This is a genomic window from Enterococcus sp. LJL128 (assembly GCF_056924295.1).
Map to the genome: position 1 here is coordinate 217,579 of NZ_JBXPBP010000005.1, position 17,938 is coordinate 235,516.

Annotated in this window: 14 protein-coding genes; 13 read left to right on the forward strand and 1 reads right to left on the reverse strand. The window is 39.3% G+C overall.

Going from position 1 to position 17,938, the window contains the following annotated elements:
* From AC1Z3K_RS08855 to AC1Z3K_RS08905, 11 genes are all read left to right on the forward strand, one after another.
* On the forward strand, nucleotides 1–831 hold the full coding sequence (locus AC1Z3K_RS08855) for a MetQ/NlpA family ABC transporter substrate-binding protein (RefSeq protein ID WP_426082533.1): 831 nt from the start codon (nucleotides 1–3) through the stop codon (nucleotides 829–831).
* 460 nt (nucleotides 832–1,291) lie between these two features.
* A complete protein-coding gene (locus tag AC1Z3K_RS08860) occupies nucleotides 1,292–3,010 on the forward strand; it encodes a glucosaminidase domain-containing protein (RefSeq protein ID WP_461732496.1) in 1,719 nt (572 codons plus the stop codon).
* A gap of 185 nt (nucleotides 3,011–3,195) precedes the next feature.
* Entirely contained in the window at nucleotides 3,196–4,551 is a 1,356-nt protein-coding gene (locus AC1Z3K_RS08865) for a metallophosphoesterase (RefSeq protein WP_426082531.1), read from the forward strand.
* 221 nt (nucleotides 4,552–4,772) lie between these two features.
* On the forward strand, nucleotides 4,773–5,933 hold the full coding sequence (locus tag AC1Z3K_RS08870; RefSeq protein WP_461732497.1) for a hypothetical protein: 1,161 nt from the start codon (nucleotides 4,773–4,775) through the stop codon (nucleotides 5,931–5,933).
* Nucleotides 5,934–5,952: 19 nt separating this feature from the next.
* Complete coding sequence (locus AC1Z3K_RS08875; protein ID WP_426082529.1) at nucleotides 5,953–7,158, forward strand: hypothetical protein; 1,206 nt, start codon at nucleotides 5,953–5,955, stop codon at nucleotides 7,156–7,158.
* Between the two features lie 307 nt (nucleotides 7,159–7,465).
* A complete protein-coding gene (locus AC1Z3K_RS08880) occupies nucleotides 7,466–8,146 on the forward strand; it encodes an ABC transporter ATP-binding protein (RefSeq protein WP_426082528.1) in 681 nt (226 codons plus the stop codon).
* Nucleotides 8,147–9,424, forward strand: a complete 1,278-nt coding sequence (locus AC1Z3K_RS08885; protein ID WP_461732498.1) for an ABC transporter permease — start codon at nucleotides 8,147–8,149, stop codon at nucleotides 9,422–9,424.
* A gap of 166 nt (nucleotides 9,425–9,590) precedes the next feature.
* Entirely contained in the window at nucleotides 9,591–10,187 is a 597-nt protein-coding gene (locus tag AC1Z3K_RS08890) for a nitroreductase family protein (protein ID WP_426082524.1), read from the forward strand.
* A gap of 224 nt (nucleotides 10,188–10,411) precedes the next feature.
* Nucleotides 10,412–11,296 (forward strand): SDR family oxidoreductase, encoded by an 885-nt coding sequence (locus AC1Z3K_RS08895; protein ID WP_461732499.1) that lies wholly within the window; start codon nucleotides 10,412–10,414, stop codon nucleotides 11,294–11,296.
* Between the two features lie 23 nt (nucleotides 11,297–11,319).
* Entirely contained in the window at nucleotides 11,320–11,751 is a 432-nt protein-coding gene (locus tag AC1Z3K_RS08900; protein ID WP_461732500.1) for a DUF2188 domain-containing protein, read from the forward strand.
* A 152-nt stretch (nucleotides 11,752–11,903) separates the two neighbouring features.
* Nucleotides 11,904–12,419: a DNA-3-methyladenine glycosylase I gene (locus AC1Z3K_RS08905; RefSeq protein WP_426082518.1), complete on the forward strand. Its 516-nt coding sequence runs from the start codon at nucleotides 11,904–11,906 to the stop codon at nucleotides 12,417–12,419.
* Nucleotides 12,420–12,638: 219 nt separating this feature from the next.
* Here the strand turns inward: AC1Z3K_RS08905 and AC1Z3K_RS08910 are convergent, their stop codons facing one another.
* Nucleotides 12,639–13,382, reverse strand: a complete 744-nt coding sequence (locus tag AC1Z3K_RS08910; protein ID WP_426082517.1) for a MerR family transcriptional regulator — start codon at nucleotides 13,380–13,382, stop codon at nucleotides 12,639–12,641.
* Between the two features lie 126 nt (nucleotides 13,383–13,508).
* Here AC1Z3K_RS08910 and AC1Z3K_RS08915 point away from each other — a divergent pair, with 126 nt between their 5' ends.
* Together AC1Z3K_RS08915 and AC1Z3K_RS08920 are read left to right on the forward strand one after the other, a co-directional pair.
* Nucleotides 13,509–15,731 carry an ATP-binding cassette domain-containing protein gene (locus AC1Z3K_RS08915; RefSeq protein WP_461732501.1) on the forward strand — a complete coding sequence of 741 codons (2,223 nt, stop codon included), beginning with the start codon at nucleotides 13,509–13,511 and terminating at the stop codon, nucleotides 15,729–15,731.
* A gap of 205 nt (nucleotides 15,732–15,936) precedes the next feature.
* A complete protein-coding gene (locus AC1Z3K_RS08920; RefSeq protein ID WP_426082514.1) occupies nucleotides 15,937–17,937 on the forward strand; it encodes a HelD family protein in 2,001 nt (666 codons plus the stop codon).
* The last annotated feature ends 1 nt before the right edge of the window (nucleotide 17,938 follow it).

Genomic DNA, 17,938 nt, shown 5'->3' on the forward strand with positions numbered 1-17,938 from the left:
GTGAAAAAGTCTATACAATTATTTTTACTGTTAAGCACAGTAGTTTTTCTGACGGCTGCTTGCGGACAGAAGAAAACGACAGCTAGTGATAATGAAGCTGCTGTAGATAAAACTATTCGAGTAGCCTCTCATATGCCGCCAATGACAGATGTGGTTGAGATAGCTGGCGATGTACTCAAAAAAGAGGGCTATGAGCTTGAACTGGTTCAAGTGAATGACAATATTCAGTACAATGAGCTTTTAAAGGAAAAGGAAATTGATGCAAACTTTGCCCAACATGAACCCTTTATGGAAAAATTCAATAGCGAGAAGCAGGCAAATCTTGTGGCGGTTCAAAAAATCTATAATGCTAAAGTGGGATTTTACTCAAAAGAATATCAATCTACTGAAGATATCCCGAATGGAGCAAAAGTGGCTTTGCCTAGCGATATATCCAATGAGGGGCGGGCATTAGCAATTCTTGCTGACCAAGGGCTGATAACATTGAAAGAGGGCGTTGGCTTTGAAGGGACTATTAAGGATGTAGAGACTAATCCTAAAAATCTTGAATGGCTGTCTGTGGATTTGTTGAATCTGGCTGAAGCTTATAATGAAAAAGATGTTGCTCTTGTTTATAATTATCCGACATATATTGCGAAGGTTGGCTTAACGCCGGCGGATGCACTGTTTTTGGAGCAAACAATTGATGAGCGTTTTGCAATTAGTCTAGTTGCTCGTGAAGATAATCAGACTTCAGAAAAAATCAGCGCACTAAAAAAAGCAATGACGAGTGATGAAGTACGTAATTTTCTGGAGCAGAAGCATGGCGAAACGCTGACGCCAGCTTTCTAAACATAACTGAAATAGAACTGAGATGGTTTTGTAAACTGTCTCAGTATTTTTTTATAACTTGAGAAAGAAAACATGTACAAAAAGAAGCTATATGCTATACTATTCAAAAAATAAAAATGAAGCAAGAGTGAGTAAGCACGGCTTTTTATGCCAGTGAAATTTTGTTAAGTAATCCATCATTATTTTTACCGGGTTGACAGTAGCTTTTTTTGAATATTTCTTTTGCTTTATACAGTAATTCGTGTGATTTTACTTTTTTCAACATAAGTTAATGACAGTAAGATTAGAGAAAGCGTTTTCTTCGTGAGTTTGTCTTGTAAATTTTAGCAATTTGATAAATTTTTGAGAAGAAAATGCTTTTCTTTTCTGGTATAATGATAACGAGTGTCCTGGGGGATATTGTTTATTATTGATTGCATACAGAAAAAAACGTTTATGTTCTGAAAGGAAGAATGGGTTAATGAAAAGGAAAAAAAGTCTAAAAAGAATATGTCTTGCTAGTGCTGGACTTTTGACTGCCTCTACAGCTTCCGCTTTCACAGAGAGTACGATTATTTCTGCACAAAATAAAACACAGGATTCAGTTTTAGAGAGTACCAATCAGACTGAAACTGAAGAAGTTTTACTAAGTACAGAAGTAACAACTGAATATGAAAATTTTGAAGAAAGTTCAACAGTTGAATCAGAAACTGAGACAACTGAGTCTTCTGACAGTCAGGAAAGCACTTCGTCAGAAGAAACGACTGAAACAAATACAAGCGAAAGCAGTACCGAAGACAGCAGCACAACGGACAGCAGTTCGACGGAAGAGTCTTCCACAACAGAAGACAGCAGTACAACCGACAGCAGTTCGTCCAGTTCTACTACAGATAGTTCTACCTCCACTTCTTCATCAGGTGGAAGTACTGGAACAACGACCAGCTCCAGTAAACCGAACAAACCAAGTAAGCCTGGAACTTCAACAAGTAAACCGAATAAGCCGAGTGTTTCAACAGGCGGAAGCCGTCCGGGTTCTTCGATTAGTGGAAATACAACTTCTTCAACAGTAGTTGGACCTACACAACCGACATACCAGTATAATCAAACTTCAGGAACCAGCAATACAAATTACGGCATTTCGACAGCAGTATATTATATTCCTAGAAATTTAACTACGCAGGCATTCATTAATGAGATTGGTGAAGATGCTAGAGAGATTGCCGGAAAAAATAATTTGTATGCTTCAGTCATGATTGCACAAGCAATTCTTGAAAGCGGCTCAGGCAATAGCGCATTAGCTTCTGCGCCAAACTATAACCTGTTTGGCATCAAGGGAAGTTATGAAGGCTCCAGTGTCAATTTCCTAACACAGGAAGACACAGGCGGCGGTCAGATGATTAGTATTCGAGCTGGGTTTAGAAAATATCCGTCTTATAAAGAGTCGCTGACAGACTACATGAAATTATTAAGTAATGGAGTAAGCGGTAATAAGAATTTCTATAGCGGTACATGGAAAAACAAAACAGATGGATATCAAGATGCAACGAAATATCTGACAGGTCGTTATGCCACAGATACGAGCTATGCATCCAAACTAAATAGTCTAATCAAAGCTTATGAGCTGGATCAATATGACGAGCTGAATGCTGAGAAAGAAACATTGAGCAGTATAAGTAAAAAAGTCACAGATAAAGTGAAAAAAGATATTGATTTGACAAAAGATGAAGAGAAAAAAGAGCAATTGGATATTCTCTATCATGTTGTTAAAAAAGGTGAATCGCTGAAATCAATTAGTGAATTATACAATATCCCTGTTTCAGCTATTCTAGAAAGAAATCAATTTGAACGCCGGATGATTTTTGTAGGTCAAAAACTGATTATCCCAACTACAGACGTAGAGAAGGAAACAACTGTTGTTCAAAAAGAAGAAATTGTTGACCGTTCTATTCGTAGTGTTCAGCGAGTAATCCGCTCTATTCAAGGAGAGGAAAAGAACAGCAACAAGTCTTACAACCTGACTGCCTCTAAGAAGAAGAGCACCAGTGTTTACGAAGTACAATCAGGAGATACCTTAGCAAAAATCTCCAAAAAAACAGGCATTTCTATTCTTTCACTAAAAGAATGGAATAATCTGGATCAGTACTTCCTAACAGAAGGACAGGAACTTGTTTTGACTCCGCCGTATACGACATCAATTTAAATTGAATGCTAGCTAAAAAAACAGGCGGGACAGAAGCTGCTTCTGTCCCGCTGTCTGTTCGATTTGAATAGCTTATGTGGCTGGGATGTTCATTATCCCAGCCATTTTCAAACCATTGGTTTGAAAATGGCTGTCACATTTACTGTAAGGATACAGTAGTAGTTATTGTAAAGCAGGTGGAAAAGATGAAGAAAAAAACAGTCCTTGTAGTTATCATAGCGGTCAGCGTACTGCTAATTTTTCTGTTTGCCAGTACAGTCAATGAGAAACCAAAGACGAAGGCACTTGAAAGCAGCGAAGAAGTACTTCAAAAAGCGGACTTGGACTTTTGGATTATTACAGATCCTCATTACATTTCTAAGGAGCTGTATGATCAGGGAGAAGCCTTTCAGTTTATACAGTCTACTGCAGCGGGCAAGGACTTGATTTATCAGACAGAAAGCCTGCAGGCTCTTATCGCAGAAGCTCTTGCTGAAAAACCAGACGGATTGATTGTTACAGGGGATGTTACATTAAATGGAGAGAAAATCAGCGCAGAAGCTTTTGCTAAACTTCTTTCTCCGCTGAGAGATGCGGGTATACAAACCTTTATTATTCCAGGGAATCATGATATTTATGATGGCTGGGCTAGGAAATATACGAAAGATAAGCAGGAAAAAACGGCGCAGATTTCACCGGATGATTTCAGAACAATCTTTGCTGAAACTGGCTATAAAGGAGCAGCAGCTTATGACGAAAAGTCATTAAGCTATATGGTTCAGATAAATGATTCCTATAATTTTGTGTTTTTAGATACAAATATTTATACGATTGAGCCTTCAAACCGCAATCCGGTGACTGCCGGAAAACTGTCTCAGGAAACAAAAGCATGGCTGGATGAGCAGTTGAAGCAAGGAGAGAGTTCTGCTAAAACAACATTGGTGTTTATGCACCATAACTTGTTTTCTCATAATGAAAGAGTGAATAAGGGGTATGTCTTAAACAATGCGCCTGAAATCAAAGAGCTATTGAAAAAGTATAAAGTTCCAGCTGTATTTTCCGGTCATATTCATGCTCAGGATATTTTAACAGATAAAGAGACAGGAATTACAGAAATAGTCACTGGTTCTTTTTCACTATCACCTCATCCTGTAGGTGTTCTGTCGCTAAAAAATAAGAAGATGTGCTATTATAGAAAAGAAACCGATGTAGACCGTTGGGCGCAGGATACAAAACAGGAAGATGAAAATTTATTGAAGCATCATGAGTATCTGGAAAATTTATTTATAAAAGATGGCGAGGCAATGGCGTATCGTTCATTGTTGGGTGCTGGTTTTAAAGATGAAAAGAAGCTGGATGAAGCGGCGGCTTTTGTCGGCAAACTCAATCTATCCTTTTTTACTGGTGAAGATTCAATCACTGATGAGGCTGCGGATAAGTTGAGAAATTCTGATGCATACCAGACAATAAATGAGCAGGCTCCTGAACTGCGAGAGTACATTGATACAATCATTCAAGACAAAAATGACGATGACCTTCATTTCGAAAAAAGCTGGAACTAATAAAAGCTGTTTATTTTCTTATATTAAAGGAATATGTCGTAAAAAAGTGGATAAATGTTTGATAAAAATATTATATGTAGATAAAGACAGTAGCTGTCTTATCTCTATAATTTATATAAAACCATAAAAAATGATGAGAAGATAAGATTGAAGTAACAAGGAGGATAGGATAAAATAGATTTATATTAATCTTTAACATAAACTAGGAAGGCTGTGAATACATGTTCTCTTTTTTAAAAAAAGGAAAAAATAAATCAAGAAAAAAACACGATGATGATGAATACTATGATGACGACGAGTACGATGAGTACGACGACGATGATTATGATGATGACGATTACGACGATGATGATGATTATGATTACGACGATGACGATGACGATGATTATGATGACGACGATGACGATGATGATGATTATGACGACGACGATGATGATTATGACGACGACGATGATGATTATGACGACGACGATGATGATTATGACGACGACGATGACGATGATGATTATGACGACGATGATGATTATGATGAAGCACCAAAACGCTTCCCGTTCAAGAAAAAGGAAAAAGCTGCGCCAGCTCCTAAAAAGAGAAAACGTCCAGCTCCTGTCGTTGCCGATGATGAAGAGTTAGAAGAGCTTCAGGAAGAAAATGAACAGCTTCAGAATGAACTTCGTGATTTGAAAGCTGAACTGCGTAAAAGTCAACGTGCATTAAGTAAGGCCGAAGCAGAGACAGCAGAGCTTCGTGAAGAAAACAGCTCTTTGGAGAATGAACTGGCAACAGTTCAAGCAGTACCAAAAGATTATGAGCTGCGTATTGCTGAGCTTCAACAGCTGCAGCGGGATTATGATACATTATCAAGAGAAAATACCCGTCAGTCTGATGAGCTTGATTTGAATCGTAAGAAGGCTGATCGTTTCTCTCAAAAAGTACGTCAATATGAACAAGAATTACTTGCTAAGCAAGAAGAGATTGATAAGCTTTCAGAGGATCGCATTGTTATTATGTCTAGCGATCCGGCAACAACAGATACGTCTACTTATGAAGAGCTTTCAAGACTGCGTCAGGAGCTTGATACAACCAAGCGCCGTTTAGCACAGCAAGAGTTTTCAAATGATACACAGCTTTCCAAAGAAGATATCGGTGAAGTACTGCTTGAGGCGAAGCGTCAGGCAAAAGAAATTATTAATCAAGCGAATCATCGTGCGCAATTGATTAATGAGGAAGTTCAACGAAAAGCCGTTATTCTGAAACGTCTGGAAAAAGCTGAACGAGAGTATACAAACTACTACAACCGTATTAAGAATGTGAAGGAAGAGTCTGAGATGGCCTTCAATGAAATCATTAACTTAGTTAAAGAAGATCAACTGGATATATAGGAAAAGGAGGGATGATTCAGTGGATGAGGCATTTGATGTATTTTTTCACCAGAGAGCAATTCCTGATTACCTAGGAAAAACAATCTTCGAAGAAAAATCTGCGGACAAGCTACTCGTTTCGTGTGAAGCTATTTATGCCGAAGCAACTGGTGATAGTTTAACTTTATTAGAAAAAGAAGAACTAACTGAACAGCTGCGGGATTCACAGAAGAATCGTAACTATCTTGAAATCCAGTTTTTTCAGGTAGAACTTGATGAAGAAGCTTTACTGGAAGAGCTGCAGGAATTGTTTCCTCAGTTTATTTGGACGAAAATGTCTGAAGAAATTGAGGATGAATTCAGCACATATGCGTGTGAATTTATTCCGTTAGCCATCCAAGGTGAAAACCAGGCAGTATACTTCAGTCTGAAAACTAGTCTTGAGCAAATGACAGGCAGTGCCAGACAATCAATCAGTGAGATGGTCGAAAAGCATTTACATGAAATTTTGAGTGAAGAAGCGGTGGAAGATAATCAGCCTGAAGAACTCTCATTTCCAGTAAGTGTCACTATTGAGCCCTCAAAAGAGGAAAGTAAAACAAAGCAAACAAAAGCTGAACCTTCGGAAGAGCTTTTTCCAGAAGTCAAAAATGTAAATGAAACCAGCATGGTACGTTCAGAAGAGAATGAGCTGGTTTACTTAAAAGAAAGTTTGAAACGAGAAAAAGCGTCAAAGGAACGTGTGCGGGTAGCAAAAGAAAAATTGGAACACGAGCTGCTCGCTATAGAAAATAGTTTGCTAGTCAGTGGCTTGAAGCGATTTAAGAAGCACAGAAAAATTACAGTCGATGAAGAAGACTGGTATAAATCTGTGAAAATTGATTTGATTCACTATGATGATTTGTATAAAAAAGCTAAGTTTATTGAACAGTCCTGGAAATTGAATAAAGAGTTAGTAACAATCACTGAAAAGATGACCGTTACTAAAGGAGAGCTGACTTACGAGCGTGAACGTGTTGAACGAATCAAGAATAGCGTATCGGAGATGGACCTCCAATCAATGATGGAACAGTGCCATTTAATTAATAACCGGGTACGGATTAATCGGGGATTCTGGTTTATTAAACCTTCGGTTAAGCTTTATCAAATTGATTATGAACAGCTGGAAAAAATCAGTGGATTCTTTGATGTCATTCAGACAGAAAACAGGTTGTTGGAACAAATTATACTTAAGTCGGAAAGTTAAATAACAAAAAAACTTGAAGCGAAATTCTCTTTTAGAGAAATTGCTTTAAGTTTTTTTGTATTATTAGAAATACATTTTATTTTCATTGTTTTTAATCATTCCTATATGACGATGCAAAGTTTATATAAAGCGTTTTATTTTATTTTATGATTATTTTTGCAGTTATTTAATTTTGGTTTTAGATAGTGAAATAACGATTGTAGCAAATTGATTTCCATGAAATACATCTCAAGTACCATGACAAATAACATGTGTTACGTCACAATAGGTTATGTGATGAAAAATAGAAAAACAACGGAGGAGTCAAATGGCTGTAATTGAAGCAAAAAGCTTGAAGAAAAGTTATGGGAAAAATGAAACTAGATTTGATGCGTTAAAGGGTGTCAATGTACAGATTGAACAGGGAGAATCAGTGGCAATTATTGGGAAAAGCGGCTCAGGGAAATCAACATTAATGCACATCCTAGCATTGCTTGACAAACCTAGTTCTGGAGATATTTTATTGAATGGAAACAGCGTGAGAGACATCAAGAAGAAGGAATTAAACCAGACAAGAAACGAACGATTCGGTTTTGTCTTTCAACAGTTTTTCATGAATCCTAAAGATACTGTCTTGAATAATGTGATGCTCCCTTTGAAAATTGCCGGTATTTCTGGAAAAAAGCGTAAGAAGATGGCAATGGCGGCGTTAGAAGCTGTTGAGTTGGAGGATAAGGTCAATAATAAAGCGAACAATCTTTCTGGCGGGCAAAAACAGCGGGTATGTATTGCCAGAGCCTTGGTAAACAATCCTCAGATTATCTTTGCAGATGAGCCGACTGGAAATCTTGATTCCAATACAGGTGAAAAAATTGAAAAACTATTATTTGACTTAAATAAAAAAGAGGGAATAACCTTGATTATCGTAACACATGATGATGAGCTGGCTGCGCGATGCGACCGGCAAATACGAATCAAAGACGGGGAAATCATAGAAGGGGACGAATAAATGAAAATCAGCGATATCTTAAAATCCGCAGGAGCAAACCTGCTTAGAAATAAAGGAAGAACAATTTTAACAATCGTAGCAATCTTTATTGGTGCCTTTACGATTTCATTAACAACTGGGGTTAATACCGGAGTTAACGATTATATTGACAAACAGGTAAACAATGTTGGAGGAGAAAACCAGCTCTTTGTTCAACCAAAACTAGATATGGGGATGGCTGGGGGAAGTAGTGAAGGTCCGGAAGAGTACAATCCTGATCAGGCTGGGGCAGAAGCAGAGTATATGTCCGATAAGGATGTCGATAAAATCAAAGATATTAAAGGCATCAACAAAGCGGAGCCTTTTAACTTTCTTTCAACAGACTACATTCAAGGTAATGATGACAAAAAGTTTGTTTTCTCAGCGGCAACACCAAGCGAGATTAAAATGGATTTAGAGGTTGGAAAACAGGTAGCTTCTGAAGGAGAGGCCTATGAAATAAATCTAGCCCCAGAATACGTTGAGAGCTTGGGTTATAAATCAGCAAAAGAAGCATTGAACAAAACAGTAAAAATTGCAGTAAGCTCTCAAGCGACAAAAGAACAGGAAATTGTAGAAGCAAAAATAGTAGGTGTTCGTAACACAAGCCTTATTCAGGGGGGGCAGTCAATCGTTAGTAAAGCGTTAGGCGATAAAATCATAGCAATCAATGAAAACGGTCTGCCTGATACAATGAAGAATCAATATATGATGATTTCAGCAGTTATGGATAAAGGCCTGTCTAAAACCCAAGTGGAAAAAATCCAAAAGAAATTAGAAGATGCCGGCTATACAGGAACTACTGTTGAAGATGAAATTGGCATGATTCGCAATATCATCAATGCAATCACCGGTGTTCTGACCATGTTTGGTGCTATCGCATTACTGGCAGCGAGCTTTGGCATTATCAATACTCTTTATATGTCCGTTCAGGAACGGACAAGAGAAATTGGGTTGATGAAAGCGATGGGATTGAGCAGTGGAAAAGTCTTTATGGTCTTTAGCGTCGAAGCCGCATTAATCGGATTCTTCGGTTCTGTCCTAGGTATTCTAGGAGCGATGGGTGTTAGCACCATAATCAACAGCTATGCGGCAGAATCATTCCTTGATGCGTTAACCGGATTTACCTTGCTGCAGTTTTCACCAATTTCCAGCTTGTGGATCATCCTAATCATTATGCTGATTGCGTTTCTTGCAGGTACTTTGCCGGCAAGAAGAGCTGCGAAGCTTGATCCAATCGAGTCTTTACGCTATGAATAAGCGAAATAAAGTATAGAATAAGTTATCAATCTGGTACCTAAATTTAGGTACCGGATTTTTTTACTTTAAAAAAGTAAGCAAAACTCTTTACTTACTTTTCGTAAGCGTATATACTGTAAGAGTAGTAGAAATTATTTACTTGTGAAATCGAAAGGATGAAAAAAATATGTCAAATTTTGTTCAAGAATTAAAAAAACGTCGTTCTATCTATGCTTTAGGTACTAACCTAACAAAATCAAATGAAGAAATTACAGCTTTAGTGAAAGAAGTAGTAAAAGAAAGCCCAAGTGCTTTCAATTCTCAAACGCAACGTGTCGTTTTTCTGTTTGGTGATGCTCATAAAAAATTATGGTCATTGACAGAAGATGCATTGAAGCCGTTAACTCCTGCTGAAGCTTTTCCTAATACACAAGCGAAATTACAAGGCTTTGCCGGTGCTGCTGGAACAATCTTATTCTTTGAAGATCAGGATGTTGTAAAAAGTCTGCAGGAACAATTTGAATTATATGCAGATAATTTCCCAGTATGGTCTGAACAAGCAAGTGGTTTAACACAGGCAAATGTTTGGACTGCTTTAGCCCAAGAGAACATTGGTGCAAATCTGCAGCATTACAATCCTGTTATTGATGAAGCTGTTGCTAAAGAATGGTCTATTCCTGCAAATTGGAAATTAAGAGCGCAATTAGTCATTGGTTCAATCGAAGCACCAGCAGGTGAAAAAGAATATATGGATGATGCAGCGCGCTTCCGTGAGTTTAACTAAAATCAAAGAATCAGGGATAGATATTCTTCTAGTCGCTATCTATCCTAATCGTCTGCATTTCATAGTAATATGAAGAAGCTAAACCTGCCTTATGTACAGTTATATTGTACGTGGGGCAGGTTTATTTTTTGTAGTCTTAACCAAAAAAATAAAGCGTATAATTTGAAGCAGTTTTAATTTTGTATTAGGGTGAAATAAGAGAAAGAAAACAAGGAGGAGCTAGAATGAGTGATTTAAATAACCCATTGACAAAATTTTATGCAGGAAAATTTGAGAAGCAAAGACAGGAAGCACCTGCTTTACAAAGAAAAATGACCCCTGTGCCTGATTGTGGTGAGGAAAGTTATACAGGCTCAGACAAACTGAGCGGAAGGAAAGTCTTGATTACCGGCGGTGATTCTGGAATTGGCAGAGCAGCAGCAATTGCTTATGCTAGAGAAGGGGCTGACGTGGCAATAAACTATCTTCCATTTGAGGAAGAGGATGCGCTGGAAGTAAAACAATGGATTGAAAAAGCCGGCAGGAAAGCAGTGCTGGTACCTGGCGATTTAAAAGAGGAAGCTTTTGCCAGAAAACTTGTACACGCTGCAGCAGAGGAACTAGGCGGACTTGATATACTTGTGTTAAATGCTGGTATGCAGCAAGCCGTTAAAGACATAAAAGATTTAACGACTAAACAGATTACGGATACTTTTACGACGAATATTATATCTATGTATTGGACAGTACAGGAGGCAATGGCTTATCTGCCAGCTGGAGGCAGTATTATTACAACTACTTCTATTCAAAGTGAAGAACCCAGCGCTCATTTGCTGGATTATGCAGCAACTAAAGGAGCGATTACAGCGTTTAGTAAGGGTTTGGCAGCTCAATTAGCGCCGAAAGGCATTCGTGTAAATACCGTAGCGCCAGGTCCAATCTGGACAGCTTTGCAGATATGTGGGGGTCAGCCGCAGGAAGCTATTCCGGAATTTGGACAAAAAGAATTGCTGGAACGAGCAGGACAGCCTGCCGAGCTAGCTGCTGTTTATGTTTTTCTTGCTTCAGATCAGGCAAGCTATGTTACTGGTCAGGTCTATGCGGTCACAGGTGGCAGCTTTTTTGCCTGAATTTATAGAGGAGAGTGGCTGCTATGCCATGGGATAAAAATGATTATCCGGCTTCTTTTAAAAATTTTGATCCGCTACTCAGAAAAAAAGTTATCGATATAGGGAATGCATTACTGGATGAAGGCTATCCAGAAAATCAGGCAATTCCAATCGCTATTTCACAAGGAAAAAAATGGCTGGATGAAGCTTCTGACTCCGAGAAAAAGAGCTTCAAAAAAGAAACCTACCCTAGGAAGTCTGATCAACATGGGGGAGAAAAAATTAATCAGGATTTGCTTAATAATGATGTACTGGTTTATTTTCAAGAGGAGCGCTGGTATGTGAAGACAAAAGGGGCGGAAAAGGCCTCAGATTCCTTTGAGAGAAAGCAACAGGCTTTAAAACGGGCACAGGAAATTGCTGACAACAAGAATTCAAAGGTGATTCAGTATAATAAAGATGAACAGCCAGAATAAAAAAAGTTAAAGGATTAAGTAAATTAAGAAGGGAGAGGGCAGCTTAGACAGCTATTTTGTCTAAAGCTGTTTTCTCCTTTTGCCTTGTCAAAACAGGGAGGGATTTATGATACAATAAATGACGGCGATGATTGAATAGGGAGGGGAACAAGGTGAAGGCGTATCAGTGGTATAGTGAGCAGTGGGGAAAACCGACAAAGGATGATCGAATGCTTTATCTTTTGCTAACAGTCGGTGTATTTCAGGCAGGGCTAAGCTGGAAGGCTGCCGCCGGAAAAAAAGATGCGTTTTTTCGGAATTTCTGTGATATGGACTTTCGACAAGTAGCAGCACTGTTTCCAGATGATATTGAAAAGATTCTTAAGGCGCCTGATATGATTCGAAATCCACGAAAAATCAATGCAACCATTCAAAATGCTCGAGCAATTGTCCAGCTGCTTTCCGAAGGAGAATATAACAGCTTTGCAGACTACTTGTGGGATTTTGTTGGTGGGGTACCAGTGGTAAAAACCTATGAGAATTCTGATGAAGTGACCAATACGCTGCCGGAAGCAACGGTGATTGCAAAAGACTTGAAAAAAAGAGGTTTTTCTTTTGTGGGTCCGGTTGTAACCTGTATGTTTCTAAAAGCAGCGGGGGTGATTCAGGATCAAGTAGTTAATTCATAAATGAACTTCATTAATAATTGAAATGAAAAAAGAAGTTGGGACAGATGCACTTACTCGTTGCAGTTAAATGCTGGTATGTGCTCCAGCTCCCACTGTTTATCTGGATTCCATGTGAGCGGGATGTGACTCAATGAGTTATGTCCCGCTCACATTATTTCTTCCGATTTAGACATATCAAAAGTCTGAGAATCTATTTACATCCGGCTCTGTTTATTACTGTCAATCCAGTGTGTAAAACTCAGTTCCGGGAAAGACCTCTAGATATTCTGGAGATAGATGGTTAATTAGTTGATAAAGATACGTTTGGGCAATAAACTGACGCTCAAGTATTTTGTTCAGCCAGCGGAGGGCATGTTCTGCTAAAGCAATCATTTCTGAAGGGGTCTCAGCATTAAAGGTTGCCAAAATTTCCCGTACCTCATCCAGCGACCAAGTAGAGGCACGAATCAGCCGAATGAGCAGCAGTCTCTTCAACGCTTGTTCATCAAATTTTCGATAGTTACTTTCTTCATCCCGGTGAACAGTAACAAGCCCTTCAGTGCTCCAGTGGCGAATAGTGGTTTCTGTTAATGACAGGCGCTCTGCTGCTTCTCCAATAGTAATCCAGCCCTTTTTCGGCATTTGTGTGAGAACTTCAATTTCTTCGTCATGTAAAAGTGCCCGGGTTTTCTCCGTAATGTCTTTCTGCTGGTGAAGCTTCAGTTGTTCCTGATTAAGCTGCCAGAACAGCTGTGTGTAATTCCCTGTCCGGATGTTATCCATCATTTTTTTGCTGCTGGTATATCCGTAAGCCAGAGTGCAGGTACGAACAGCTTTTATATAGTAGAAACTAGTTTCTGTATAGATACGGTAGCCGCTTTTTGAACGAACTGGTGCAGGAAACAGTTCATGCTTTTCGTAATGCCGCAGCAGACTAGTACTGATATTTAGCTGGCGGGCAATATCAATTGGGCGATAGTTCACAATTATTCCTCCGGATGCTAAGCTTTTTTTATCATTATACTACAAACAAGGTGTCTATTTTATAAAAGTTTAGAACTTGCTTTAAAGTGATATTATAGGGTTACTGCGATAAAAGGAGGAATTGATATGACAGAATATTTGCGGATTGTCGGAGCGAATGAGAATAACTTGAAAAATGTGGATGTGGAAATTCCCAAAAGAAAAATTACTGTTTTTACAGGGGTGTCCGGTTCTGGTAAGTCATCAATCGTATTTGAAACAATTGCCAGTGAATCTCAGAGGCAGCTGAATGAAACCTTTAGCGCGTTTGTCCGGACGTTTTTACCGAAGTACAAAGCACCGGATGTTGAATCTATTGAAAATCTGTCAACTTCAGTAGTGATTGATCAAAAAAGGCTGGGAGGAAATTCGCGCTCGACGTTAGGCACAATTACAGACATTAATTCCTTGTTGAGAGTTCTTTACTCTAGAGTGGGTCAGCCAAGTATCGGGACAGCCAATTACTTTTCCTTCAACGATAAAGAAGGAATGTGCGAGCAGTGTCAGGGAATCGGGAAAATTGTTGAGGTAGCTGAAGAGAAGCTGGTAGATGAAAAGCTTTCTTTAGCTGAAGGGGGAATTATTTTTCCGCCTATAAAAAATACAGAATGGTATATGAAAAGCTATCTTGATTCAGGTCTGTTTGATCTTGACAAAAAAATCAAAGACTATTCCCCAGAAGAACGAGAGCTCCTAATGCATGGCAAAGATTTAAAAGTAAAAATCGATGGAGTGAACTCAAGCTATGAAGGGTTAGTATCTAGATTTAATCGGCTGTATCTAATGAAAGAAGGGGAGATAACGCCAAGGGCTCAAAAAATTATTACTGAGCACAGTCATGAAGCGGTGTGTCCTGTTTGTGAAGGGAAGCGACTGTCGCAAAGAGCATTGAGCGTAAGGGTAGCCAATCACTCAATTGCTGAGCTTACGGCGATGCAGCTAAAGGATTTAAAAAATTGTCTGGAAGCAATTCCCCTGCCAGAAGCTCAGCCCATTTTAACGGGGTTGAAGGAGAAGGTTGGTAACTTAGTCGATATTGGGTTAGGGTATCTCAGCTTGGATAGAGAGACAACCACCTTGTCTGGTGGAGAATCCCAGCGGGTAAAAATGGTGAAGCACTTGAACAACAGCTTGGTAGATTTGCTGTATATTTTTGATGAGCCTAGTATTGGGCTGCATCCACGAGATGTTCACCGGTTGAACGAGCTATTAATTAAGTTGAGAGATAAAGGCAACACAGTGATTGTCATTGAGCATGATCCAGATGTAATCAAAATTGCGGACCATGTGATTGAAGTCGGTCCTCATGCCGGGAAGCATGGCGGTGAAATCATGTTTACGGGTACTTATGATCAGCTATTAGCGTCTGATACATTGACAGGAAGATTCTTAAAGAAGCAGATTCCAATTAAACAGCAGCCAAGAAAAGCAAATGACTTTTACAAGGGAAAAAGTACCTCAAAACACAACCTGAAAGCTGCTGCACTGACTATTCCTAAACAGACGCTGACTTTGATTACCGGGGTGGCTGGTTCGGGAAAAAGTACCTTGGTAAGAGAATCGTTCCTAAAGGCATATCCAGAAACGATTATTATTGATCAGGCAGCAGCTCAGACCAACTCCCGTTCGAATCCTGCAACCTATATCGGCATCATGGACGGCATCAGAAAATTATTTGGTAAAGTGAATAATGTTTCACCTTCGTTGTTTAGCTACAATTCCAAAGGAGCTTGTGAAAACTGTAAAGGACAAGGATACATTGAAACAAATTTAGCCTTTATGGATGCTGTGAAAATGGAATGTACTGTCTGTGAAGGTCGACGCTTCAAGCAGGAAGTTCTGGATTACATGTATCAGGGCAAAACTATTAATGAAGTGCTGGGTTTAACTGTTGAAGAGAGCTTGGAATTCTTTCAGGAAGCTGCAATCCTCAAAAAACTGAAGGCAATGGCTCAAGTTGGGTTAGCCTACTTGACTATTGGACAGCCGATGAGTACCCTTTCGGGTGGCGAATGTCAACGGATGAAGCTGGCCAGCGAGTTTTATAAGAAAGGTAGTATCTATGTGCTGGATGAACCTTCTACTGGTCTTCACTTGTCAGACATTGATCATATTATGGAAATTATGAATCATTTGGTTGACCAGGGAAATACTGTTGTTGTCATTGAGCATCATGTGGATATCATTCGCCAGGCAGACTGGATTGTAGATATTGGACCAGATGGCGGCGATCAGGGCGGAAAAATTATCTTTGAAGGATATCCCGCAGCTATCAAAGAAGCTGATTCATTGACCGGACAGTATATTTAAATAGTAAGCTTTAGAGAAAATCTGACAAAAATGTATAATCTTAAACAATCGGATGACTGCCGCAGCAGTTCTTCGATTGTTTTTTTCTTAGTAAAAATGCCGTAGGATACAGTTTATCAAGAGAAACCGCAGGATTGGACAAAAAAAGTAAGATTATTTCAATTATAATTATTGATTAGACAAATAAGCGAAGGGAAGTGAAAAAATGACTAGGGTGAAACAAGAAGAAGAGCAAAACTGGGGGAGAATAAGGGCACTGCTGCTTGCTCGCGAGACAGAGCTGACAAAAGAGCTAATGAATTTCGCAAGTGAATCCAAACAGTTTCAAGAATATCTGGTAAGCTATAAAGGAGAAATTGATCCGCACGAAATGTTCACTAATTCCCGGCTTCAGGAGCAGCAGCAGCTCGCAGAGTCTATCAGCTTTCAACAGCTTGAAAAAATTCGCCGGCAAAAACAAAATCCTTATTTTACCCGTGTTGACTTTTTATTTGCAGGAGAAAGGATGGCAGAAGAAATTTATATTGGCCGGTCTTCTTTTTCAACGAAGGAACATGAACTGATTATTTATGACTGGCGGGCACCGATTGCGGGTATTTTTTATGATTTTGATATTGGACCTGCCAGCTATCTAGCTCCTAATGGGAAGGTTCATGGAGAAATAACTAAAAAGCGTCAGGTAAAATTTTTAGATGGAAAGATTGATTATGTCCTTGAGTCCGGCAAGACTGTTTTTGACGATGTGCTGCAAAAAGAACTCAGCAATCAAAGCGGCGGTCAAATGTCAGCTATTATTAGTACAATTCAGACGGAACAAAATGCTGTTATCCGGAATACTCATGTTAAAAATCTAATTATTCAAGGAGTAGCAGGCTCAGGAAAAACATCGATTGCCCTGCATCGGATTGCTTTCCTGCTTTATCATTACAGAGAAGAGCTTTCTTCAGAAGAAATTCTAATAATTTCCCCTAATAAGGTATTCGGCAGCTTTATCGCTCAGGTTCTGCCAGAACTGGGAGAGGAGCCAATCCGTGAATGGACAATTGATGCGTTTGCCGTTCAATTTTCTTTAACCCGTCCGGCTTATTCTCGTATAGAAGAAGTAGAGCTATCACTGGATGCAGACATTACTGACAAAAAAAACAGCTATCTTGGTTCCGTTCAGGCTGGTGATGATCTACAGCAGTTTTTAGAAGAACTGGATCAAACAGCTTTTGTCCCTCAGCCGTTAATCATTGGGGAGTATGTCTTTGATGAACACTTTCTTAACACGCGCTTTCAGGCCTACAAAAGGCAAAGTGTTACAGAACGCTTGCGGCAGATTGCTGCAGAAATTATTGAAGAGCTAAAATTGAAGCCCTTTCGTCCAAGTAAAATGCCGACAGTAACGCAGATTAAAACCAAACTGCTGACCATGTATAGGTTTCGCAGCTTTCAACAAATTTATCGGGCATTTTTGGAGCGGGCTAAGCTCCTCGAAAGCCGCAGCTATAGCTATTCAGAGCTGTTTCCATTAATCTATAGCCGAATGTATTTTGAAGGGATTGAGCTTGCGGCAGAAATTCGATATCTAATCATTGATGAGATGCAGGATTATACTCCCATACAATATATGGTCTTTAATAAGCTGTTCAAATGCCCCAAGCTGCTTGTCGGTGATTATACTCAACAGCTGAATGAGCACAATGAGATGTCTATTGCGCAGCTAACACAGATTTTTCCAGATACACCAGTGGTTCATTTGACGAAAAGCTATCGTTCAACTTATGAGATTATGCGCTTTGCTAAACAGATTATTGATGATCAGATAATTGAACCGGTTCTGCGACACGGCGAACAGCCGAAAATAATCCATGTAGCCACTATTGAAGAAGAACTAAATCAGATTTGCTTGTTAATTGAGCAGTTAGGCGAGAAGTCCGGCATCGCTTTGATTACTAAAACGAACAAACAAGCAGAATTCTGGTATACTAAACTGGTAGAAAAAGGACTAACCTTAAGCTGGCTGAAGGGTTCTGAGGAAAAGCTGACAGATAAGCAGCTGATTATTTGTTCTGTAGGCACTTCTAAAGGATTAGAATTTGATGCAGTGATTGCGGTTGAAGCCTCTGCGGCTAATTACCCCGGAGCAATTGGGAAACAGCAGCTTTTTGTCATTGCCACTCGTGCCATGCACAGGCTCTATTTTATCCAAAGGGGGGAGTAAT